Consider the following 20,087-nt stretch of genomic DNA (forward strand, 5'->3'; position numbering starts at 1 on the left):
AGTTATGAAAGTGCTTGGGCAACTTTCTCTTCAGTGTATGCCTCTAGAATGTCTCCTTCAGCGATTTCGCGTTGTGCGCCGGTGATATCAATGCGCAGACCCGCTTCTAACCCCTCGCGGACATCTGCGGCATCTTCCTTATTATGCTGGAGCTGGGTGAGCTTGCCAACATATGCATCGCCAACGCGTAAGAGGGTGCCGCGGCTCATCTTTCCTGAAGTTACGCGCCCACCCACAATACATGACCGCCCCTCTTTTTTAAAGACTGCTAAAATGCGCAACTTTCCTTGGGCGGTTGCGATTGTTTCGGGTTCGAGAAGTCCTGCCATTGCCTCTCGCACGGCATTGACCAATTCATAGATAATATCAAACGTGTGAATCGAAACTTTTTCTCGTTCTGCGAGCTTTTCAACGGATGCGCCAGCGCTTACACGAAATCCAAAAATTGCTGCTTGGCTTGTACGTGCTGTGCGCACGTCAGCATCGGTGATAGAGCCAACGCCGTAATCTAAAACCGTAATACCTACGCGAGTAGAGCGGATCGCGCGCAGTGCACTCTCAAGCGCCTCAAGAGAACTCGTAACGTCAGCGCGGAGAATGATGGGAAGCGTTTTCTCATATGCTGGCGTATCTGCCATCGCTTCTTTCAAAAACTGGAAGAGGGGAGCAATGTTTATGTTGGTATCGCGAGCTTCTTCCGCTTCTTCCTTTGTGGCTCGCGCATGGAGTTCACGACCAATAATAGGGGCCTCATTCCAGCCGGTGATGAGTATTGGTTGTGAGGGAACCGCTTCGGTCATAGACGCGCCCGTGAAGTCTTCGAGTGAGCGAATCTTTGCAACCATAGTGCCCACCGACACCCAGTCGCCAGTGTGTACGGTACCTTTCGTGACGAGCGCCGTTGCTACAAATCCTCGGCGCTTGTCGAGGTGTGATTCAATAATAATGCCTTCGCCGGGAACGGCTCGTTCATCGGGGAGTTCGGCGAGGTCTGCTACCAACAGCACCATGTCGAGTAGCTCATCAATGCCCGTGCCGTTCTTGGCGGAAATTTCTACAGCGGGCACGGTGCCGCCCCATTCTTCTACGAGCACTGACTCTTGGGCTAAGTCTTGTTTGACCTTTTGAGGGTTTGCGCCCTCGCGATCTACCTTATTAATAGCAACGACAAACGGAATTCCTGCCTCTTGAATGATAGAAATCGCTTCTTTCGTTTGTGGCTTGACGCTTTCATCGGCAGCAACCACAAGGATGGCGACATCGGCGACACGTGCGCCACGAGAGCGAATGGCGGTGAACGCCTCGTGCCCGGGGGTGTCCAAAAAGGTAATGAGACGGTTCCGTGCGGTGGCTTGGTAGGCTCCAATATGCTGGGTGATGCCTCCTGATTCGCGCTCAGCAACGCGCGTCTTACGAATGGTATCGAGAAGCTTTGTTTTGCCATGATCCACATGCCCAAGTACAACCACGATAGGTGGGCGTGCGGCTTGTGTGTTTGGTGTAGATGCTGGTGCCATAGTGAGCGACTCACCATACCACGCTTTTTTGGCGTTGACAATGAAACTCATAAAGAAAAGGCGGCTAACCGTGCGTGGGCACGATTAGCCGTTTAGAAAAGGCTCCGTTGCGCGGGGTGCTCCCGGAGGCCGCGGATGATCAGCTCACCGCGGACGTAGTACGGAGCAGCCGGGATAGTGAACCGGCACGTGTCTTGCACGGGACACGTGCGACACGATCGTTCGAATGCCCGGGTTTGGGCTTCATCCCACGTGACTGCGAGCGGGGTGAGCTCTGTTTTTCTTCCGCCGCCCTTTCCGCGGTACACAGTTGTGTTGCCGGGATGTTGTGTGCAGACTGCGCGGGACAGTCCCCACACAACCTCGGAGAGGTGAACGGGATCTGTGGCGTGTGTGTGGGCGTACCACGAGAAGAAGTCACGCAGTGCCGAGAGGACGATCGGATGGAAGTAGTTGAGTTTTCCATTCTTTTCGCCTCCCTCGATGATGCGCACGATGTCGTGTGCGACCATGACGCGGAGCACATGGAAGTCGATGGGCGCGGGGAAGGTGAATGGATCTCCAAACCCGGCTTCAACCAAGAAGTAGATCAGCATGCTGACCATCTTTTCTTGGAACCCAAGGAACCCGTGATGGTGCGGCTCGTACGCGCGCGCCTTTTTCTTCTTGTTTTGAATGCGCAGACACGCTTCTTCAAAGGTGGTAACGCCGTTCATGAGCGTGCGCGGGTCTGCGTCCCAGTGGTCGCGTAGCCGTCGGAAGTTCTCAACCCAGAACGAGCTAATCTCTTCACTGTTGAAGTTCAGGCCGTTACGGGCGAGGATGTCTCGAATCTCTACCGGATCGCAAGTACTCACGACTTCGGGACGAACCAGTTCCGGGCGCACTTCGTAGATGCGACTCAACGACTGTGCAGCCCTGTCACTTGTGATACCCCCTCGCATATAGAAACATAATGCGAAGAGGTAGCAGGCGTGGTCTCGATTGTCTGCGAACCCACCTCGGGGCAGATTCTCAGGGATCTGTGGCGGGAGAGCTTTCTTCAGAGTGAAGGGGAAGCTCTTTTCTCGAAACGCGCGCATGAGCGTGGTAAGGATCCGCGCACCATGTTCACGATCTACAACTATGCGCATTGGCACGGGCACCTCCTTTTCCTGCCAATAGGGCGGATTGAACCACAATGTTTAGCGTGATGCAATCATTGACCTCACGATGCACTTTTGTTAATGCGATATGGAGGAGGTGAAACAGTGCCTGCAGTATACACTGACGCACAACGCTCTGCGTTGATCGGTCGTTTTTTCGTATTCGCCACGCGCAAGATGTTCGGGGGAAACCCTGCGCGCACGAAGGCTCTTGGGGATGGTGATCTCTGGAACTTCGCGGATGAGTGGGCGATCGAGGTCAAGGCAACCAACCACCTTGATAAGCCAAAAATCTTCTTGTGCCAGGCTCGCGCGTTCGCCGATGGCGGATGGCCGCTCCAGCATCGTGTGGTGTGTACGTGGTTCTACCTGAACGGCTTGCGTCACAATGAGCGCATTCTCCGCGGCGCAAAGACGACACATCGGCTCGATACGCTTCTTGCGCACCGAACGCGACTACTGGTTGTGTGTGATGCGACGACACTGCTCCGTTTCGCCGAGAGGTATGGGACATACACTGTCGTGCGCGATGGCGCGAGTGCTGAGATCGTTCACATGACTTATGCACGCATGCGCCAACACGCCGAGAATCCGCAATGCTTGCGATCCGAACTCGGGCTCGATAAGAGCCACGTGGCGAGCACACGCGAAACAACACTTCGCTTTCGTGGGCGAGGGATGGCATTCACTATGTTGACGCTTGTCACGCGAGCAACGTACGATGCTCTGCGCTTTTCGGAAAAGTTCTAGCTCGCGCCCGCATTTCCTACGAAATGGGGGCGCGCTTTCTATAGCGCATGACTCGTTGCGTAAAGCCTATAATTCCAGTATAGTGTGACCCTAGGATGCGGATATATGGAGGCGTGTCAGAGTGGTCTAATGTACCTCTTTGCTAAAGAGGCAGGGGCGTTAAAACCCCTCGGAGGTTCGAATCCTCCCGCCTCCGCCACACTAACAGAGACTGCCAAATGGCAGTCTCTGTTAGTGTTCTAGTGAATCCTTCCGCCGCTTTTGCTATAGTTCCTTCATGCATTGGAGAGGTGGCTGAGTGGTTGAAAGCAGCGGTTTACTAAACCGCCGGGCTCGCAAGAGCCTCGTGGGTTCGAATCCCACCCTCTCCGCATATGCTTTTGAACATGCCTTTAGGCATATTTAAAAGCATCTAGTGTGGAAAGTGGGGCGGCATTCGAACGGCCGGAGTGATGTTGCGTCACCAGATGCAACCACGAGGCCCGGCCCTGAGGCTATGACGAGCGACGGCGAGTCAGAGACCGAAGGCGAACCCCACCCTCTCCGCCAAAATTGAAGTTATATCTCCCGCGCGATGACGAGCGCGGAGACAGAGGAAGCGCCTGCGGCGCGTAAAGCTGTGGCGCACGCATCAAGTGTGGCGCCAGTCGTGCATACGTCATCAATGAGCAGAATACTTTTTCCTTTTACGAGCGAAGGGTGTGGGCATGAGAATAAATTCTGCACTGATAAGAATCGCTCGGTACGCGAATGGTGCACTTGGGTTTCAGTGTGGTGGGTGCGCATAAGTGTGGCCGGCGCGTAGATCTGCTGTGTGGCGTGCGCAATAATCTCTGCAATGCGCCCTGCTTGGTTGAACCCGCGCCAGTTTAGGCGCCGCGTGTGGAGAGGCACGGGAACAATGAGGGGGTTTTCGGAAAAGATATTGCGCGTACGCGACATGCGCTTGAGTGCGCGCAACACTACGCGGCCGAGCGGGCGGTGCAAGTCTTCAATGCATCCATACTTATATGCGTGAAGTGCGGTGCGCACGGCAGGGTGTTGAAAGTGGGTGGCGGCGTAGAGCGCACTAATATTCCATTCTGGAGCGCACGAGGAACACGCTACGCCTTGTGGTGTGGCGCGAGCGCAGCCAATACATTGTCCGGATGCGCTCACAGGAATGCGGCCGGCACACGCGCGACAGAGGTAGCGATCGCGGGGATCGTAGGGGAGCGCGTCACACGCGACGCATCGCGGCGGGAAAATGGCATCGGCAAGGGTGGTGCACAGCTGGGCGATGGAGGGCATGGTATACTACAGGTGACGTTACCATGTTCAAACTTTTTCAGTCAAAAGGAAAACTCGGTGTCGATATCGGGACACATGCTATTAAAATTGTCGAGCTTGGGAAGGATAACGGGCGCTTTACTCTTTTAAACTATGGCATCTTCGCATTTCCCGAAACGGGCACAGGCACAACGCCCGAAGAGCGCGATGCATTCCTTACGCAGGGGATTAAACAACTCATCGAGCAGTGCAAGTTCTCTAGCGTAGATGCCGTTGCCGCAATTCCACCGTTTTCACTGTTCACGACGGTGATTGAAATGCCGTATCTTTCGGAAGACGATCTTGCAAAGGCGATTCCCTTTGAGGCGCGTAAGTATGTTCCTATTCCATTAAGCGAGGTGGTGTTGGATTGGTCTATTATTGGCGTGAATGAAGCGGCGCCAGGATCTACTACGCCACCAACCGTCGAGATTTTTATTGCTGCCGTACCTCGCGAAGAAACAGCTCGCTATCAGGCGATCATGCAAGCGGCTGGTTTAAATCTTGTTGCACTCGAATTGCAGAACACGGGGCTTATCCGTGGACTACTCGGTAACGATTTAAGTCCCACGGCGGTCGTTGATATCGGAGGGCGGGGCACAACTATTATTGTCGTGAATAAGGGATATGAACGAGTGAATCGTTCCTATGAGGTGGGGAGTTTTGAAATTACGAAATCCATTGCTCGCGCGTTGAGCATCAGTGAAGGGAAGGCAGAGGGATTGAAGATGCAGTATGGTTTGCGCGAGGGAGATGACAATGTTATTCGCGATTCAGTAATTTCGCTTGTCGACCTCATTGTATTTGAAGCAAGCAAAACAATCGCCGGATATGAGGAGTCTAAAAATACAAAAATCGGCCGCGTTGTCGTTACCGGAGGGCTCGCAAATATGCCAGGTTTTGTTGCATATTTTACAAAGCGTCTCGCGCGCGATGTTATTGTGGGGAATGCGTTCTCTCGGGTTGTCTACCCACAGCAGTTGGCGCCGGTGATTCAAGAGCTTTCAAACACGCTTGCGGTAGCCACAGGTTTAGCCATGCGCGAAGAAAGCTAATGGTATACTAGCGACAGGGAGCATTCCGCTCTCTCTTTCCTATGCCAGGCCGCGGCGGCATTCAACTTCTACCTACACTTCCCGGCACCAAGAAAATCGACGTAGCAACGCCGGGGGAATACACCGTACTCATTATTGGAGTACTTATTTTCGCTGTGGGCATTGGGTTTTCGCTGTTCGCGTGGCTACAGGTGAAGGCAAAGGAAGAAAAAATTGCAGCATTGAACGTAGAAATCGAGCAGATTGAAAAATCACGTATTGTAAAAGATGAGCAAACAATTATTGCGTTTCGCAAGCAGCTTGCTCCCGTGGGAAGCATTCTCGACAATCACATATTTGTATCTCAAGGCTTAACGGCTCTTGAGAGCCTTATCCACTCTAAAGTGCAAGTAAAAAACTTATCAATACAAGCACAGCAAGGCTCTGTGTCGGTGAGGGGATTTGCTCCAGATTACACAACGATCGCGCAACAGCTTGCTACGTTCTTGCGTAAAAATAAGCATGTTACCTCTGCGGTGCTTGGCGGCATGCAAACAAACAATGCGGGCGGACTTGATTTCGACGTATCGCTTTCAGTGAATAGCGATGCATTTTTCAAGAAGCAACCATCGCCAACGCCTCGGCCGAGCCCTTCTGGTAAGCCATCTCCCGCAGTTTCTCCTCAGCTATGAATCTCCCCGCTGCGCCAAAAGACATGATCGGTGCGACGCTTGCGGCCATTGGCGTCGCGTTGGGTTGGGGCTTGGGATACGCACACATGAGCACCTTGGGCGCCCATGATGATGCTATAGCTGAGCGCGAGAGCTTTGTAGAGAAACGCCTTCAGCAAAAAGCGAATTTTGAGGATCTGTTTGCGGCATACACCTCAGCGAGTGATATTAAGCGCGCAACGCAGGAGATTTTGCCCACCGAAGAAAATATTCCCGAACTTATTTCTGCGTTGCAGCAAATGGCTCGCGACTCTGGCGTCGGGGTAAAATCAATTTCAGTGACAGGCGCAGGAGGGGGGAAGGGCACACAGGCATCAGTGACGATCCAGCAAGTGGGTATTTCGCTGAGTGTGCAGGGTTCGTATAGTAGTATCAAAACTCTCCTCTCGTTTATAGAGAAGAATCGTCGCATCATTGATGTCTCAACAATAGATTTTGCTCCAAGTGCAATTGATACGACGATCATTGATACGACGATCTCCGCGAGTGCTTACGTTGCACCCGAACAAGCGCAGCGTGATGAAGAAACGCCGACGAAGAAGTAAATTCTTTTCATACCAATGACACAGCAATCTTCCGGATCACAAATATACATTATTCTCGGCGCGATTGTGCTCTTGGGGGCCGTTGCGGGATACATTGTTTCGGGCATGGTGAGTCAGGGTGTAGATATCCCTCCATACACTGTCCAAAAACCTGATACACTCAAAGAGCTTGATGGCCCCGGATTTCAATTTGGGTTGTTGCGCGGCAACGCAACATATACTTCGTTGCAGTCGTTCGGTGAGTCGACAGTAACAATCCCAGCAGGAGGTCGTCTCAACATGTTCGCGCCCGTGCAGTAATCATGTATGGCAAATCGTACCCCCATTCTCCTGATTCAAGAATTAGTTCGTCAAAACCTCATTACCGAGGATGCGGCGCTTGCGCTTGACGCGCGCGCACGTCAGGAGCGGAAAGATCTTTCAGATTTGCTTGTCGAGCAAAATATTATTTCAGAAAAGGATCTCACCGCACTTCGTTCAAAGCTATATAAATTGCCGAGCCTCGACGCAGGCACGCTGCAGCCAAACCCAGACGCACTTGCGCTTATCCCAGAAGATGTTGCTGCTTTTTATCGCATTGTCGCATTTGATCGGGATGACACTACACTGAAGGTGGCATTGGTAAACCCAGAGGATATCGATGCCCTTGAGGCGTTGAAATTCGTTGCTGTAGGAAAGGGGCTCCGCCTTGAAAAATACATTGTATCCGCCCAAGGGCTCGAAAAGCTTCTCGCGAATAATCGCACATTGAGTGGCGATGTTGGACTTGCGCTTGATGCGCTGGCACAAGATGCTACCGAAGTGAAGGCAGAAGCAGAGGCGAGTACGTTGCAGCTTGAAGAGATTACCGCAGAATCTCCGGTTATTAAGATTGTTGGCGCTATTTTAAAACATGCCGTTGAGTCTCGTGCTTCGGATATTCACATCGAGCCGTTTGAAGAGCGCGTACGAGTACGCTATCGCATCGATGGTGCGTTGGTGAAAACACTGCAACTCCCGCGGCAGCTGCACCCCGCAATTGTCACGCGTGTCAAAATTCTCTCCGAGCTCAAGATTGATGAAACGCGCATCAGTCAAGATGGTCGATTCTCGCTTCGCGTTGGTAGCCGCAAGATCGATTATCGTGTTTCCACGCTACCCACGAAACATGGTGAAAAAATTGTGATGCGTATTCTTGATCCATTCGGGAATGATGTCGGCATGGAACAGTTGGGATTTCAAGACGAACCGCGCGCCGCGCTGGAGCGTGCAATCGCAAAGCCATACGGGAGCATCCTTATCACCGGTCCTACAGGCTCTGGTAAATCAACAACGATTGCTGCGGTGCTGCGACGATTGAACACGGAAGATGTAAACATTGTGACCTTGGAAGATCCGGTAGAATATTTTTTGGATGGAGTAAACCAGTCTCAGGTGCATGAAGAAATTGGCTACACGTTTGCCACCGGGTTGCGTAGTATTTTGCGCCAAGACCCGGATATCGTAGTGGTCGGTGAAGTGCGTGACCATGAAACGGCGGGTCTTGCAACACAAGCCGCACTCACTGGCCACCTCGTGCTCTCAACGCTGCACACGAATGATGCGATCGGAGTCATTCCTCGTCTCATTGATATGGGAATCGAGAAATATCTTATTCCGCCAACCCTTAATGTGGTGGTGGGGCAACGGTTGGTGCGCAGACTATGCAAAGCGTGTGCGCTCACCGAAAAAGCGAACGCAACCGAGCAGGAAATGATTACTAAAGCGGTGCAAGAAATGCCGCGAGCGTATCAAGAGACATATGCGGTGAAGGACGGTTACACAATCCAAAAGCCAAATATCAATCCTGGCGGGTGTCCGGAGTGTGGCGGGAAGGGATACAAAGGCCGTGTCGGTGTTTATGAGGTGCTCGAAATGACCCCCGCAATCGAAAAGCTAGTGCTCAGCACCTTTTCCGAGGCTGCGCTTCGTCAGGAAGCGGAGCGACAGGGGATGCTTACTATGTATCAAGATGGTATTCTCAAGGTGCTCCAAGGCATGGCGTCGCTTCAGGACATCTTAGAGCTTGTTGGCGATTCTTCATCATGATTGATCCAAAAGCATTTCTTGCAGAGTTGCTCACTATTACCGCACAACAGGGTGCGTCCGATTTGCACCTTTCACCTGGGTACTATCCCGTGGTGCGCGTTGATCGTCGTCTCATGCCGCTCACTAATAAGCCGATCCTTGATCGAGAGACTTTGGAAAGTCTCGCCGACCTTCTCATGGGACCGGAGCGAAAGGAGCGTTTTAAGAAGGATCGAGAGCTCGACTTCTCATTTAGTTTTGAAGATAAGGCTCGCTTTCGCGTAAATGCCTACTATACCAAAGGGAATATCGCTGCCGTGCTACGTTTTGTCCCCGATAATATCCGGACCCTTGAAGAGCTCAAGTTGCCCCCGATACTGAATGTGTTCACGAAGCTTTCACAAGGTCTTGTGTTGGTGGTTGGGCCGAATGGACACGGCAAATCAACGACGCTCGCGGCCATGATTGAGCGGATCAACCAAGAGCGTGCGGAAAAAATTGTCACCATTGAAGACCCGATTGAGGCTATTTATAAATCGGAGAAGAGTATTATTGACCAACGTGAGGTGGAGCAGGACACCCTTTCATTCTATAAGGCGCTCCGCGGGACATTTCGTCAGGATAACAATGTGATTGTGGTTGGTGAAATGCGCGACTATGAAACGATGAGCGCTGCGGTCACTGCCGCAGAGACGGGCCGCTTAGTGTTCGCATCATTGCACACCAACAGTGCGCCCCAAACAGTGGAGCGTATTATTGACAGCTTCCCACCGGAGCAACAGCCGCAGATTCGCGTTCAGCTCGCAAATATTCTTTCTGGAGTTGTGTCACAGCGTCTCGTGCCGCGTATCCAAGGGGGGCTTGCCGCTGCCGTTGAAGTGATGATGGGCACTACCGCAGTGCGCACGATGATTCGAGAAAATAAGATTAAACAATTAGAGCAGGTTATTGAGACAAGCCAAGATGTGGGCATGATCTCGCTTGATCGATCGCTTGCCGACTTAGTGCGCAAGCAGGAGGTGAGTATTGAGAATGCTGAATTCTACGCCACAAACCCACAGAACCTGAGGTCAATGCTGCGCATATAATTATGGAATTTCTCTATCAAGCCAAAGACCAAACGGGTCGCGTGTTGCAGGGTGTGGTTGACGCGCCAAACGAGGGGATCGCAGTTGATACTCTGCATAATAAAGGGCTTACCCTCCTTTCTATTCAATCAGCGAAAAAACCTCTCGTCTATTCTGATATCGGCCTTCTTTTTTCTAAGCCAAAGCAGAAGGACATCGTTATTTTTACGCGCCAGTTAGCAACGCTCATTGAAGCGGAAATGCCGCTCGCCGAAGGCTTGCGTACGCTCGCAAAGCAGACAGAAAAGAAAACATTCCAGAAAATCATCAATGACATAGCTGATTCCGTTGAATCGGGCGTAGGGCTTGCTGACTCCATGAATGCTCATGTGAGTCTTTTCTCTCCTTTTTATGTCAAATTGGTAAAGTCAGGAGAAATCTCCGGTAAATTACAGGAATCACTTCAGTATCTTGCTGACTACTTAGAGCGAAGCTACGCCCTTACGGCAAAACTAAAAGGGGCCCTTGCATATCCTGCATTCATTATTTTTGCGATGGCTGTTGTCGTTATTATTATGATGACCTATGTGCTCCCGCAGCTACTCGTTGTCTTTGAAGAGGCGGGGAACATTGAACTCCCGCTCCAGACGCGCCTTCTTATTGCCACTTCAAACTTCATGACGGAGTACATCGTCTATATTCTTGTAGCCTTAGTGTTGGGTGCGGTTGGTCTTTGGCGATATATAAAAACGCCGACGGGCCGCGTACAATTTGACGCGCTCCAACTGCGCGTGCCTGGGTTTGGAAAGATTTTCCGTAACGTATACCTGTCTCGCATCGCAGAAATTTTTTCCACGCTTATTAAGTCAGGTGTGGGCATTTTGGACGCTATTAAACTTGTTGCAGATCTTGTTGGCAACAAATCCTATGAAGCTTTACTACTCAAGGTAGAGCAAACGGTTCGAGGCGGGGGAGGTGTTGCCACTACGCTTGCAGAAAATCCAACGCTTATTCCTGCGCTCATGAGCTCCATGGTCGCCATCGGTGAGAAGACTGGTAAGCTCGATAGCATGCTTACGTATGTGGCAAAGTTTTATCGTGCTGAATCTGAGTCAAGCGTGCAGTCCATCTCTTCGCTTGTGGAGCCTGTGCTCATGCTTTTCCTTGGTTTTGGTGTTGCAGTGTTGGTTTCTGCAATTCTTTTACCGCTCTACAGCCTTACTGCGCAATAGTGTTGTTGATAATATCCCTTGTGCCTCTGTGCGGTAAGCGCGATAATACAATGCAGCGATATATGAAACATTCCCACCTCCGCTCTCGGTTTGCTCGAGGCTTCACGCTCGTTGAGTTGCTGGTGGTCATTGCCATCATTGGTATTTTGGCAACTACTGGGCTGACGCAGCTCGGATCTGCACGCGCGAAAGCGCGCGATGCCCGTCGCATTTCTGACATACGTGAAATAGCGCAGGTGATCGAGTTTTATAATAATAGTGAAGATGATGGATATCCCGCCGACATTACTGCAGGTACGCTCGATGCGTATATTTCAGGCAATGTGGTACCAACGGATCCAGCGACCGGAGACCCATACAACTACGCGACGTCCGTAGGCGCCCCCCGCCGCTACTATCATCTCTGGATTGAGCTGGAGGCGTACTCCCGAGTTCTTGAGAGCGATGCGGACATTGATTCAGAGACCCTCACCGAATGGACCGGCGATACTATCGATGCGTCTGATAGCGCCATAACCGAGGCTTGCACAACTGCTGACAATGACTGCGTGTATGATGTGGGGCAGAAGTTATAATGTAGTTATAAACAATAATCGTGGCGAACCGGGCGGTCTCTTGAGAACACACGGCGCGCCACACCATTTCTAGTATGCGAAAAAAATTACAACAAGGATTTACACTGATTGAGCTGCTGGTGGTCATTGCCATCATCGGTATTTTGGCAACAACAGCACTCACTCAGTTGGGAAGTGCGCGCGGACGTGCACGTGATGCAAAGCGCTTAAGTGATATTGCGCAAATCGCACAGGCGATCGAGATCCACAATGATCAAGTGGGTGGATATCCGGACGATATCTATACAGATCTTATCAACTACATCTCTGGGACGACGGTCCCAATAGACCCCTCAACCGATGGGGAATATAACTATCTGTATCGTGGCGGTTCGGCTGGTAAGCGAACGGCGTACCACCTTTGGGCTGAATTAGAGTCCAATAATAGGGCGTTAAATAGTGATGCCGACATCAATTCGAGGGAAGTCTTAACGCCAGCATGGACTGTTGGCAGTGGTGCGGCGGAAGATGGCGCAGCAGAAACATGCACAAACTCGTCTTCTATTGACTGTGTCTACGACATCGGACAGAAGTAATTGTACGCACAAAAACAAAACGGCCCATATCGGGGCCGTTTTGTTTTTGGTATGATGACTCTATGGATATTATGACGCTGATCCTCGCCGGAATATGCGGTGCGTTTCTAGGAAGTTTTGTGAATGTACTCGTTATGCGCACGGGCAAGGGAGAGTCGTGGATTTCCGGACGCTCTCACTGTGTCGCGTGCGGGTCTCGCATCGCATGGTACGATCTTATCCCGATTCTGAGTGCTCTTTGGCTTCAATTTCACTGCCGTACGTGCAAGCAGAAGTTCTCTGCAGAATATGTGTGGGGTGAGGCTGGTATGGCCGGTCTTGCGATGCTCTGGGCCTCCGCTTACTGGCCGCCAGCTGAACCAATCGTCATTGCATATGCATGTGCACTGGTTCTCTTTGTTGCTCTCATGCGACTTGATGCAAGATACTTATGGCTTCCCGATGTGTTTACGGGGTGCGTGGCTGCTGTTGCAATAGTGGGGCACGTTGCTAGTGGGCATCCATTGCCAGAATATCTACTTTCTGGGGCTGGGCTTGCAGCTTTTTTTGGTATACTACATGGAGTATCGCGTGGTCGATGGATTGGTCTTGGTGATGCAAAGCTAGCGGGAGGCATTGGATTGCTTCTTGGATACCCGCTTGGATTTTTAGCAATTGTTGGTGGCGTGTGGCTTGCGGCGGCATGGGCGCTCGTACTTGTTATAACAAGGCGGGCAACGCTTCAGACCGCTATTCCGCTCGGAACATTTTTGTGTGCTGGTGCGAGTATTGTAATTCTTTTTCCTTCTTATGTACGATCACTGGAACGACTTTTCTAGTAAGGCTGCAACTGCAGAGCTTGTAGCGCGAACGCGCGCCGATGAAGTGCGTCCCCCCAGCATGTTCGTGCAGCTGCTCATCGTCGCAGTGTTTCTGGGCGCTCTTATCGTTTCGGGGGGCGGCGATCAGGGCACCGCACAGGTTGCATTTGCGTTACCGCAGGGAACGCGAGTATTTGAGGGAGATGTTGTTCGGGGCATGACGCTTGTCGATGCCTTGAATGCCGCTGCAATGGCTGGGAATATTACGCTTCGCTTCGCTATCGATGAGGGACGCGGCATGCGCATTATGGCACTCGATGGTATTGCAACGCGATCAGCTCAGGTAGCGGTGCCGGTAAAAATAATGCGCAACACGCAAGCCGTTGACGTGAGTAAAGCTCACGCGGTGCCTATTCGTCCCGGCGACATGGTGAGCGTTTCACTTGATGAATAATTTTCGTCGTTCGCTCGGCTTTACACTCATTGAGATTCTCGTTGTCATCGCAATTACCGGCGTTGTCACAACCGGTGTAGTTACCCGTTTCAATAAAACGACGGTTGTGACGCGAAAAGCCGCCGAACGATTTGTCACCGATGTGCGCTCAACACAATCGCGTGCGCTTTCCGGGACTCAATACGAAAATGCGTTTCGTTGTGGTTTTGGTGTCACCGTAACAACGGAAACAACATATGCGCTTTACGCAGGACCCGATGCAGGGAGTGTGGTGTGCGCAAACGAGAATAGAAATTATGAAGAAGGAACTGACGCGATCATTGAAGAATTTTCGCTTCTTGATCCAACTCTTTCATTTAAAACCGCGGTAGGAGATGTTTTCTTCGAGCCACCAAGCGGCACTGCGGCCCTCGATAATACTATTGGAGCGGACCAGGCTCCCATGGATGTTGTTATTGGGCCGACGGATACAGACTGTGATGCTTCTGCGGAGCAGTGTCAGCGTGTATGTATATTCGCAACCGGGAAAGTCGATCTTATCCGCGCTGATGCAAGTTGCGCCACGCCGCTATCATCTGGCCCACCCCCCACCCCAACGCCGACACCAACACCCACTCCGACCCCCACCCCAACGCCGACACCAACACCCACTCCGACCCCCACCCCAACGCCGACACCAACACCATTTGCAACTCTTTCCGCCCCAGCGAGTACGACAGGGGGCTCATCTATTCAGGTTTCCTGGCAACGTTTTTATTTTTCCGGGTATGCGTCTGATTGGATTGCTATCGTGCCCTACGGACAAACGTGGGTGAATACTAGTGCAGGCCTCCGCACGTGGCGCTACCTGAATAGCTCACAGTCGATTCCCGGGTCTACTGTGTCTGGCCCGAGCTCTATCACGATACCTGTTCCTACCACCGCTGGGACATATTGGGCGCTATTTTATATCAATAATAGTGTTGCTGACGGAGATATCATGGGGTCAAGCGCAGCGATTTCGGTTTCTGCGGCACCAACACCAACCCCAACGCCGACTCCAACTCCCACACCAACACCAACCCCAACGCCGGAGCCAATGACGTGTGCGGAAATGGGATGGTATGACGCTGATGCACTTGACCAGTGTAATGATGAGTGTTCTGGAACGTGCGTGAGTAAGCAGTGGTGCGGCAATGATTTTTGTCCGTGGCCAGGGTATTGCTGGAAATGCCAATGACACTCCCTCGTCCCAATGGTTTTTCATTGCTTGAATCGCTTGTCGCGCTTTTTCTTTTAACTATGGGCATCTTGCCCGCGCTTCTCGTTGCGACGGCCTCTTCTCGATCATCGGACAGCATTCGCAATAGCCTAATTGCATCGCAACTTGCACAAGAGGGCGCAGAGATTGTGCGCGCCTTACGAGATGCTGATTGGTTTGCTGGTAGTGCGTTTGGTACCCGTGTTACTGCAGGAGATTGGGAAATCGCATGGAATGAGGATACGTTAGCAGCGGCAACTAGCCAGCCATTGCTCGTCAACGCATCGGGGATCTATTCGTATTCCGATGGTGTTGCAACGCCTTTTGTGCGCACGATCCGCATATCGGCCGAAAGTGCTTTCGAATTTCTCGTACAAAGTGAGGTTGTGTGGGAAGAGCGTGGAAGGACTCGGAGTATCGTAGTTGAATCTCATATCTATGACTGGTACTAAAAATAAAAACGGGTTTACACTTGTTGAGACGGTTGTAGCTATTTTTGTTTTTTCCGTTGTGGTTATTGCGTCTCAGGGAGTTTTCGGTAAGGCGCTCACGGTGGTGAAGAGCGGTGCTGCGGCACAGCGCGTGCAGGAGAGTGTGCAATATGCACTTGAGCTTATGGCCCGCGATATCAGAATGAGTAGTATTAGCGCTGATCAAGAAGACGCATCGTGTGCGCTCTCTCAGCTCACTCTCGTACATCCAATCTTGGGTGCGGTCATTTATCGTCACGATGGCGTCGCGATCGAACGTACGGTCGATGGCGTTTCAGGACACATCACCGCAGGTGAAGTACTGATTCAGGACCTTTCTTTCTGTGTGCGCCACGCCGGTCTTGATGGCGAGCAGACGCGCGTCACCATTCTCATAAATGCGGTGTATGATAGCGAGAGGGTTTCCGAACAGAAAGAGCTGAACGTTCAAACGACCGTTTCTCTTCGAGACTATGAAACAGAATAATCAGAGGGGTTCTATTATTATATTTACAGTGCTCTTGCTTGCGGTGATGATGACCATCGTCCTCGCGTCGCTGGGTGGGTTTGCGGTAAGTCAGCGCTCTGCCGCGCAGGCTACGGAAGCGGTAATTGCGCTTTTTGGTGCGGACAGCGCTGCAGAATTTTGTTTATATGAAGCGCGTCGTGGGGCGGCTGACCTTGTGTTTACAGATCCAGACCTCTCCTATGAGCTCATCGATATTGCTACTGGAATTGCGTTAACAAGCTGTGAAAATCAGGGGGCGGCTGCATTTCGTGCGCAGGGCATATACCGTGGCACGGGTCGCGCCCTTGAGCTTGGTCAGTAGTGTTTGGTGTGATAGTGTAAAAACATGGTTTCTCGAGCCATAGAGCAGCGAATCGCAAAGCTTCGTGAGGCGATCAATCGACACCGCTATCTTTACCATGTTGAGGATAGGCAGGAGCTTTCTGATGAGGTACTCGATTCTCTTAAAAAAGAGCTTTTTGATCTGGAGCAACAGTATCCTGAACTCGTAACCCTTGATTCACCAACTCAACGTGTTGCCGGCGGTGTGCATGATGGCTTTAAAAAAGTGGTGCGTCCCGCGTCACGAAGCAGGATGAACTCATTGAACGACGTTTTTTCTCCGGATGAAATGAGGAGCTGGTTTGAACGACTTTCTTCTCACCTCAAGCGCGAGATTCCTGCAGAGTTTTATTGTGATCTCAAAATGGATGGCCTCGCTATCGAGTTGGTATACCGCGATGGGGTATTAGTCCAGGCGTCAACGCGGGGCGATGGATTTGTGGGCGAAGATGTTACGCAAAATGTACGTACTATTGAAGCGATCCCACTGCGGCTCGAAGGCGCACATGTGGGCGAGCTAGCTATTCGTGGCGAAGCTTTTGTCACAAAAGAGGAATTAGAGCGCATTAATAGAGAACAAGAGAGCAATGGACAAAAGGTGTACGCAAATCCCCGGAACCTTGCTGCCGGTTCTATCCGACAACTTGACCCGTTGGTGACCGCGGCGCGTAGGCTAAACTTTTTCGCATATGGCATTGTTGAAGAGGGGGAGGGGGGCGCTTTACGTTACCCAACCCGCAAGGCTCAATATGACGCCTTGACGGCGTGCGGGCTCAAAGTGAATCCGCACGGTACTATTGCTCAATCGCTCGATGCAGTTATTGAGTTTTGGGAGCGGTGGGAGAGAGAGCGAGAGCGCCTTCCCTATGAGATCGATGGGATTGTGGTGTCACTCAACGATCTCGCCCTCTATAATGAGGCGGGGATTATTGGGAAGGCGCCGCGGGGCGGGGTCGCCTTTAAATTCGCGCCTCGTAATGCGCAGACTGTTGTTGAAGATATTGTTGTGCAAGTTGGTCGCACTGGCGTCATGACGCCCGTTGCCATATTACGTCCTGTGCGTATTGGCGGCACAATGGTATCGCGTGCGACTCTCCATAATATCGATGAGATTGAGCGTCTTGGCGTACGTATTGGCGATACGGTAGTGGTTGGGCGCGCAGGTGACGTGATCCCTGATGTCATGCAGGTGCTACACGAATTGCGAACAGGAGAAGAGCGTCAATTTGTGATGCCAAAAAAGTGCCCTGTGTGTGCGACGCCGCTCATACGAGAAGATGGATTCGTCGCGTTTCGGTGTCCGAATCGTGAGTGTCCAGCGCAGCAGCGTGAGCGACTTTATCATTTTGTGTCCCGACGCGCCTTTCATATCGAAGGCGTTGGCCCTAAAATCATCGACCAGCTTATGGACGCGGGCCTTGTGGGGGACGCGGCAGATCTCTTTGCGCTCACTGAAGCTGATCTTTTGAACCTCGATCGTTTCGCAGAGGTGTCTGCGCACAATGTGGTATCAGCTATCCAGAAGCGCAAGCGTATTTCACTGGAGCGCTTTATTGTTGCTCTCGGGATCCCTCATGTTGGAGAAGAGAGTGCGCGTGTGCTTGCTCGCACATTTGAGTCTCTTGATCGTCTCCAGCAAGCGCCACGCGAAGAGCTCGAGCGTGTTCCTGATGTGGGCCCGATTGTTGGCGAGAGTATTGTCGCGTGGTTTAGCGACGCAGCTCACGTAAGACTATTGGAGCGACTTTTCGCAAAAGGTGTGCATGTCGAACAATATAAAAACGCACCCGATGCTAGCAAACTTTCCGGCCTTACCTTTGTTCTTACGGGGACGCTTTCTCGAGCTTCTCGCGATGTTATAACTGCTCATATTCGTGCGTCGGGAGGAAAGGTTGCGAGCGCTGTTTCTCGCGCGACTTCGTATGTTGTTGCCGGTGCGGATCCCGGGTCGAAACTTGCGGATGCGCAGCGTCTTGGCGTTGCAGTACTTTCCGAAGATGCGTTCCTTGAGCTATTACAACGTGCGGGCGCACCATTGTGATGCCGGAGACTTCCTGATAGGCTAGGCAATATGTCAGAGCGTATTGATATTAATCACGTAGCTCGCCTCGCGCGACTCTCGCTGGCGCCAGAAGAGAAAGAGAAGCTCGCCAAAGATTGCGATGCGATTTTGGCGTACATTGACCAACTTGCCGCGGTTCCCACAGAGGGAATCGAGCCGCTCTTACAAACGACGGGTTTACGCAATGCGTGGCGCGCAGATGACGGCGTGTCGATTGCCAGCAGCTCACTCGTGGACTCAGCGCCGCGTCACGATGAGGCCTTTGTGCGCGTGCATACAGTGTTACGAAAGAAAAAATAATACATGCAGCACACGCTTACTACATTTAAAGAAGCACAGCTTACGGAGGGCCTTGAAAGGCTCCTTGCTGAATATCGCGCTGCACGGGAGGCCCGAGCGGATCTGAATGCATTCATTTCAGACGCTACTGTGATGCCTGCACATACTCAGGGGCTACTGGCCGGCGCCCCGATTGCGGTGAAGGACAACATTTTAGTGCGTGGCGAGGCGTGCACTGCCGGCTCCCGTATTCTTGAGGGATATATTGCCACATATCACGCAACGGTCGTTGAAAAACTTCTCGCGGCGGGCGCGACTATCTTTGGAAAAACAAACTTAGATGAATTCGCAATGGGTTCATCGACAGAAAATTCTGCGTTTGGTGTAGTGAAAAATCCACTCGATACTTCACGCGTGCCGGGAGGATCTTCTGGTGGTTCTGCAGCTGCGGTTGCTGCGGGGTTGTGCGTGGCGGCGCTTGGCACTGACACTGGCGGATCAATCCGCCAGCCAGCGGCATTCTGTGGAATTGTTGGCCTTAAGCCAACGTATGGACGCGTGTCACGCCACGGCGCAATAGCTATGGGGTCGTCTTTGGATCAGATAGGGCCGCTCACTCGCAATGTGGCTGATGCTGCGCATATACTCGAAGTAATTGCTGGGCATGACCCATATGACGCTACAACAGTAGAGCGTCCAGTTCCCGCATATACAGAGAAGATGCTTGAAGATATTTCAGGTCTTCGCGTTGGTGTGGTGCAGGAGCACTTCGGAGACGGCCTTGCTCCTGAGGTGCGTGAAAATGTAGAGCAGGCGATAGAGGCATTGCGCGCACAGGGTGCGCAGATTGTCGATGTCTCATTGCCACATGCGCCACTCGCGCTTGCCGTGTATTATGTCGTGATGCCGTGTGAGGTTTCAGCGAACCTTGCACGCTTTGACGGTGTGCGTTATGGGTTCTCGGACACGAGCGCTGAGACTGTGTTAGAGGCGTATGAGCGTGCACGAAGTGGTGGTTTTGGCGCAGAGCCGAAGCGGCGTATTATTCTGGGAACGTATGCGCTTTCCGCCGGGTATTTTGATGCGTATTATATGAAGGCACAACGCGTTCGCGCTCTTATCTCGCAAGACTATGATCGTGCTTTCGAGAACGTTGACGTCATTGTCGGCCCGACAACTCCAACAACGGCGTTTCGCATCGGAGAAAAAAGCGACGATCCTTTGGCGATGTATCTCTCTGATATGTACACGGTCCCAGCAAATTTAGCCGGACTTCCAGCGCTTTCTGTGCCGTATGGCGTTGGACGTGAGAGCGGTATGCCGGTTGGCGTTCACATCACTAGTAAAGCGTTTGACGAAGAAACAATGTTGCGCATTGGGTATGCGCTCGAACGTGCGGTATAATAG

At 51.9% G+C, this 20,087-nt stretch carries 22 protein-coding genes and 2 tRNA genes; 21 read left to right on the forward strand and 3 right to left on the reverse strand.

Going from position 1 to position 20,087, the window contains the following annotated elements; translation table 11 throughout:
* Nucleotides 1–2: 2 nt before the first annotated feature.
* Nucleotides 3–1,568 (reverse strand): translation initiation factor IF-2, encoded by a 1,566-nt coding sequence (gene infB, locus QY311_02345; GenBank protein WKZ26955.1) that lies wholly within the window; start codon nt 1,566–1,568, stop codon nt 3–5.
* A 41-nt stretch (nt 1,569–1,609) separates the two neighbouring features.
* Nucleotides 1,610–2,650, reverse strand: coding sequence for a hypothetical protein (locus tag QY311_02350; GenBank protein ID WKZ26956.1), 1,041 nt, complete (start codon nt 2,648–2,650; stop codon nt 1,610–1,612).
* Between the two features lie 93 nt (nt 2,651–2,743).
* Here QY311_02350 and QY311_02355 point away from each other — a divergent pair, with 93 nt between their 5' ends.
* From QY311_02355 to QY311_02365, 3 genes are all read left to right on the forward strand, one after another.
* Entirely contained in the window at nt 2,744–3,412 is a 669-nt protein-coding gene (locus QY311_02355; GenBank protein ID WKZ26957.1) for a hypothetical protein, read from the forward strand.
* 107 nt (nt 3,413–3,519) lie between these two features.
* Nucleotides 3,520–3,611 (forward strand) — tRNA-Ser (locus QY311_02360).
* Nucleotides 3,612–3,696: 85 nt separating this feature from the next.
* Nucleotides 3,697–3,783: transfer RNA gene (locus QY311_02365), tRNA-Ser, on the forward strand.
* Between the two features lie 187 nt (nt 3,784–3,970).
* Here QY311_02365 and QY311_02370 read toward each other — a convergent pair.
* The gene (locus QY311_02370; protein WKZ26958.1) at nt 3,971–4,702 is read right to left on the reverse strand and encodes a double zinc ribbon domain-containing protein; all 732 of its coding nucleotides are present in this window, start codon (nt 4,700–4,702) and stop codon (nt 3,971–3,973) included.
* 23 nt (nt 4,703–4,725) lie between these two features.
* Here QY311_02370 and pilM point away from each other — a divergent pair, with 23 nt between their 5' ends.
* From pilM to gatA, 18 genes are all read left to right on the forward strand, one after another.
* Entirely contained in the window at nt 4,726–5,775 is a 1,050-nt protein-coding gene (gene pilM, locus QY311_02375; protein WKZ26959.1) for a type IV pilus assembly protein PilM, read from the forward strand.
* 41 nt (nt 5,776–5,816) lie between these two features.
* Entirely contained in the window at nt 5,817–6,446 is a 630-nt protein-coding gene (locus QY311_02380; GenBank protein WKZ26960.1) for a hypothetical protein, read from the forward strand.
* Nucleotides 6,443–7,030 carry a type 4a pilus biogenesis protein PilO gene (pilO, locus tag QY311_02385; GenBank protein WKZ26961.1) on the forward strand — a complete coding sequence of 196 codons (588 nt, stop codon included), beginning with the start codon at nt 6,443–6,445 and terminating at the stop codon, nt 7,028–7,030. The genes QY311_02380 and pilO overlap by 4 nt, the downstream gene beginning before the upstream one ends.
* Before the next feature lie 15 nt (nt 7,031–7,045).
* The gene (locus QY311_02390) at nt 7,046–7,330 is read left to right on the forward strand and encodes a hypothetical protein (GenBank protein WKZ26962.1); all 285 of its coding nucleotides are present in this window, start codon (nt 7,046–7,048) and stop codon (nt 7,328–7,330) included.
* Nucleotides 7,331–7,336: 6 nt separating this feature from the next.
* Nucleotides 7,337–9,097, forward strand: coding sequence for an ATPase, T2SS/T4P/T4SS family (locus QY311_02395; protein WKZ26963.1), 1,761 nt, complete (start codon nt 7,337–7,339; stop codon nt 9,095–9,097).
* Nucleotides 9,094–10,164, forward strand: coding sequence for a PilT/PilU family type 4a pilus ATPase (locus QY311_02400; protein WKZ26964.1), 1,071 nt, complete (start codon nt 9,094–9,096; stop codon nt 10,162–10,164). The genes QY311_02395 and QY311_02400 overlap by 4 nt, the downstream gene beginning before the upstream one ends.
* Nucleotides 10,165–10,166: 2 nt before the next feature.
* Nucleotides 10,167–11,375 (forward strand): type II secretion system F family protein, encoded by a 1,209-nt coding sequence (locus tag QY311_02405; protein ID WKZ26965.1) that lies wholly within the window; start codon nt 10,167–10,169, stop codon nt 11,373–11,375.
* Nucleotides 11,376–11,437: 62 nt separating this feature from the next.
* Nucleotides 11,438–11,950: a type II secretion system protein gene (locus QY311_02410; GenBank protein ID WKZ26966.1), complete on the forward strand. Its 513-nt coding sequence runs from the start codon at nt 11,438–11,440 to the stop codon at nt 11,948–11,950.
* A 74-nt stretch (nt 11,951–12,024) separates the two neighbouring features.
* Nucleotides 12,025–12,525: a type II secretion system protein gene (locus QY311_02415; protein ID WKZ26967.1), complete on the forward strand. Its 501-nt coding sequence runs from the start codon at nt 12,025–12,027 to the stop codon at nt 12,523–12,525.
* 62 nt (nt 12,526–12,587) lie between these two features.
* Nucleotides 12,588–13,343, forward strand: a complete 756-nt coding sequence (locus tag QY311_02420) for a prepilin peptidase (GenBank protein ID WKZ26968.1) — start codon at nt 12,588–12,590, stop codon at nt 13,341–13,343.
* Nucleotides 13,315–13,779, forward strand: coding sequence for a hypothetical protein (locus QY311_02425; GenBank protein ID WKZ26969.1), 465 nt, complete (start codon nt 13,315–13,317; stop codon nt 13,777–13,779). The genes QY311_02420 and QY311_02425 overlap by 29 nt, the downstream gene beginning before the upstream one ends.
* The gene (locus QY311_02430; protein WKZ26970.1) at nt 13,772–14,998 is read left to right on the forward strand and encodes a prepilin-type N-terminal cleavage/methylation domain-containing protein; all 1,227 of its coding nucleotides are present in this window, start codon (nt 13,772–13,774) and stop codon (nt 14,996–14,998) included. Before QY311_02425 ends, QY311_02430 begins: the two co-directional genes overlap by 8 nt.
* On the forward strand, nt 14,989–15,471 hold the full coding sequence (locus QY311_02435) for a hypothetical protein (protein WKZ26971.1): 483 nt from the start codon (nt 14,989–14,991) through the stop codon (nt 15,469–15,471). Before QY311_02430 ends, QY311_02435 begins: the two co-directional genes overlap by 10 nt.
* Nucleotides 15,458–15,976 (forward strand): prepilin-type N-terminal cleavage/methylation domain-containing protein, encoded by a 519-nt coding sequence (locus tag QY311_02440; protein ID WKZ26972.1) that lies wholly within the window; start codon nt 15,458–15,460, stop codon nt 15,974–15,976. Before QY311_02435 ends, QY311_02440 begins: the two co-directional genes overlap by 14 nt.
* On the forward strand, nt 15,963–16,319 hold the full coding sequence (locus tag QY311_02445; protein WKZ26973.1) for a hypothetical protein: 357 nt from the start codon (nt 15,963–15,965) through the stop codon (nt 16,317–16,319). The genes QY311_02440 and QY311_02445 overlap by 14 nt, the downstream gene beginning before the upstream one ends.
* A 24-nt stretch (nt 16,320–16,343) precedes the next feature.
* Entirely contained in the window at nt 16,344–18,380 is a 2,037-nt protein-coding gene (gene ligA / locus QY311_02450) for an NAD-dependent DNA ligase LigA (protein WKZ26974.1), read from the forward strand.
* A gap of 30 nt (nt 18,381–18,410) precedes the next feature.
* Complete coding sequence (gene gatC / locus QY311_02455) at nt 18,411–18,701, forward strand: Asp-tRNA(Asn)/Glu-tRNA(Gln) amidotransferase subunit GatC (GenBank protein ID WKZ26975.1); 291 nt, start codon at nt 18,411–18,413, stop codon at nt 18,699–18,701.
* Between the two features lie 3 nt (nt 18,702–18,704).
* Nucleotides 18,705–20,084, forward strand: a complete 1,380-nt coding sequence (gatA, locus tag QY311_02460; protein WKZ26976.1) for an Asp-tRNA(Asn)/Glu-tRNA(Gln) amidotransferase subunit GatA — start codon at nt 18,705–18,707, stop codon at nt 20,082–20,084.
* Nucleotides 20,085–20,087 lie beyond the last annotated feature (3 nt).

The sequence above is a fragment of the Candidatus Paceibacterota bacterium genome (genome assembly GCA_030583765.1).
Taxonomy (GTDB): Bacteria; Patescibacteriota; Minisyncoccia; order 2-02-FULL-40-12; family GWA2-44-9.

Bases quoted from the DNA above. Each gene is read 5' to 3' on its own strand.
- infB (WKZ26955.1), bottom strand. From the start codon at position 1,568: ATGAGTTTCATTGTCAACGCCAAAAAAGCGTGGTATGGTGAGTCGCTC.
- QY311_02350 (WKZ26956.1), bottom strand. From the start codon at position 2,650: ATGCGCATAGTTGTAGATCGTGAACATGGTGCGCGGATCCTTACCACG.
- QY311_02355 (WKZ26957.1), top strand. From the start codon at position 2,744: ATGCGATATGGAGGAGGTGAAACAGTGCCTGCAGTATACACTGACGCA.
- QY311_02370 (WKZ26958.1), bottom strand. From the start codon at position 4,702: ATGCCCTCCATCGCCCAGCTGTGCACCACCCTTGCCGATGCCATTTTC.
- pilM (WKZ26959.1), top strand. From the start codon at position 4,726: ATGTTCAAACTTTTTCAGTCAAAAGGAAAACTCGGTGTCGATATCGGG.
- QY311_02380 (WKZ26960.1), top strand. From the start codon at position 5,817: ATGCCAGGCCGCGGCGGCATTCAACTTCTACCTACACTTCCCGGCACC.
- pilO (WKZ26961.1), top strand. From the start codon at position 6,443: ATGAATCTCCCCGCTGCGCCAAAAGACATGATCGGTGCGACGCTTGCG.
- QY311_02390 (WKZ26962.1), top strand. From the start codon at position 7,046: ATGACACAGCAATCTTCCGGATCACAAATATACATTATTCTCGGCGCG.
- QY311_02395 (WKZ26963.1), top strand. From the start codon at position 7,337: ATGGCAAATCGTACCCCCATTCTCCTGATTCAAGAATTAGTTCGTCAA.
- QY311_02400 (WKZ26964.1), top strand. From the start codon at position 9,094: ATGATTGATCCAAAAGCATTTCTTGCAGAGTTGCTCACTATTACCGCA.
- QY311_02405 (WKZ26965.1), top strand. From the start codon at position 10,167: ATGGAATTTCTCTATCAAGCCAAAGACCAAACGGGTCGCGTGTTGCAG.
- QY311_02410 (WKZ26966.1), top strand. From the start codon at position 11,438: ATGAAACATTCCCACCTCCGCTCTCGGTTTGCTCGAGGCTTCACGCTC.
- QY311_02415 (WKZ26967.1), top strand. From the start codon at position 12,025: ATGCGAAAAAAATTACAACAAGGATTTACACTGATTGAGCTGCTGGTG.
- QY311_02420 (WKZ26968.1), top strand. From the start codon at position 12,588: ATGGATATTATGACGCTGATCCTCGCCGGAATATGCGGTGCGTTTCTA.
- QY311_02425 (WKZ26969.1), top strand. From the start codon at position 13,315: ATGTACGATCACTGGAACGACTTTTCTAGTAAGGCTGCAACTGCAGAG.
- QY311_02430 (WKZ26970.1), top strand. From the start codon at position 13,772: ATGAATAATTTTCGTCGTTCGCTCGGCTTTACACTCATTGAGATTCTC.
- QY311_02435 (WKZ26971.1), top strand. From the start codon at position 14,989: ATGCCAATGACACTCCCTCGTCCCAATGGTTTTTCATTGCTTGAATCG.
- QY311_02440 (WKZ26972.1), top strand. From the start codon at position 15,458: ATGACTGGTACTAAAAATAAAAACGGGTTTACACTTGTTGAGACGGTT.
- QY311_02445 (WKZ26973.1), top strand. From the start codon at position 15,963: ATGAAACAGAATAATCAGAGGGGTTCTATTATTATATTTACAGTGCTC.
- ligA (WKZ26974.1), top strand. From the start codon at position 16,344: ATGGTTTCTCGAGCCATAGAGCAGCGAATCGCAAAGCTTCGTGAGGCG.
- gatC (WKZ26975.1), top strand. From the start codon at position 18,411: ATGTCAGAGCGTATTGATATTAATCACGTAGCTCGCCTCGCGCGACTC.
- gatA (WKZ26976.1), top strand. From the start codon at position 18,705: ATGCAGCACACGCTTACTACATTTAAAGAAGCACAGCTTACGGAGGGC.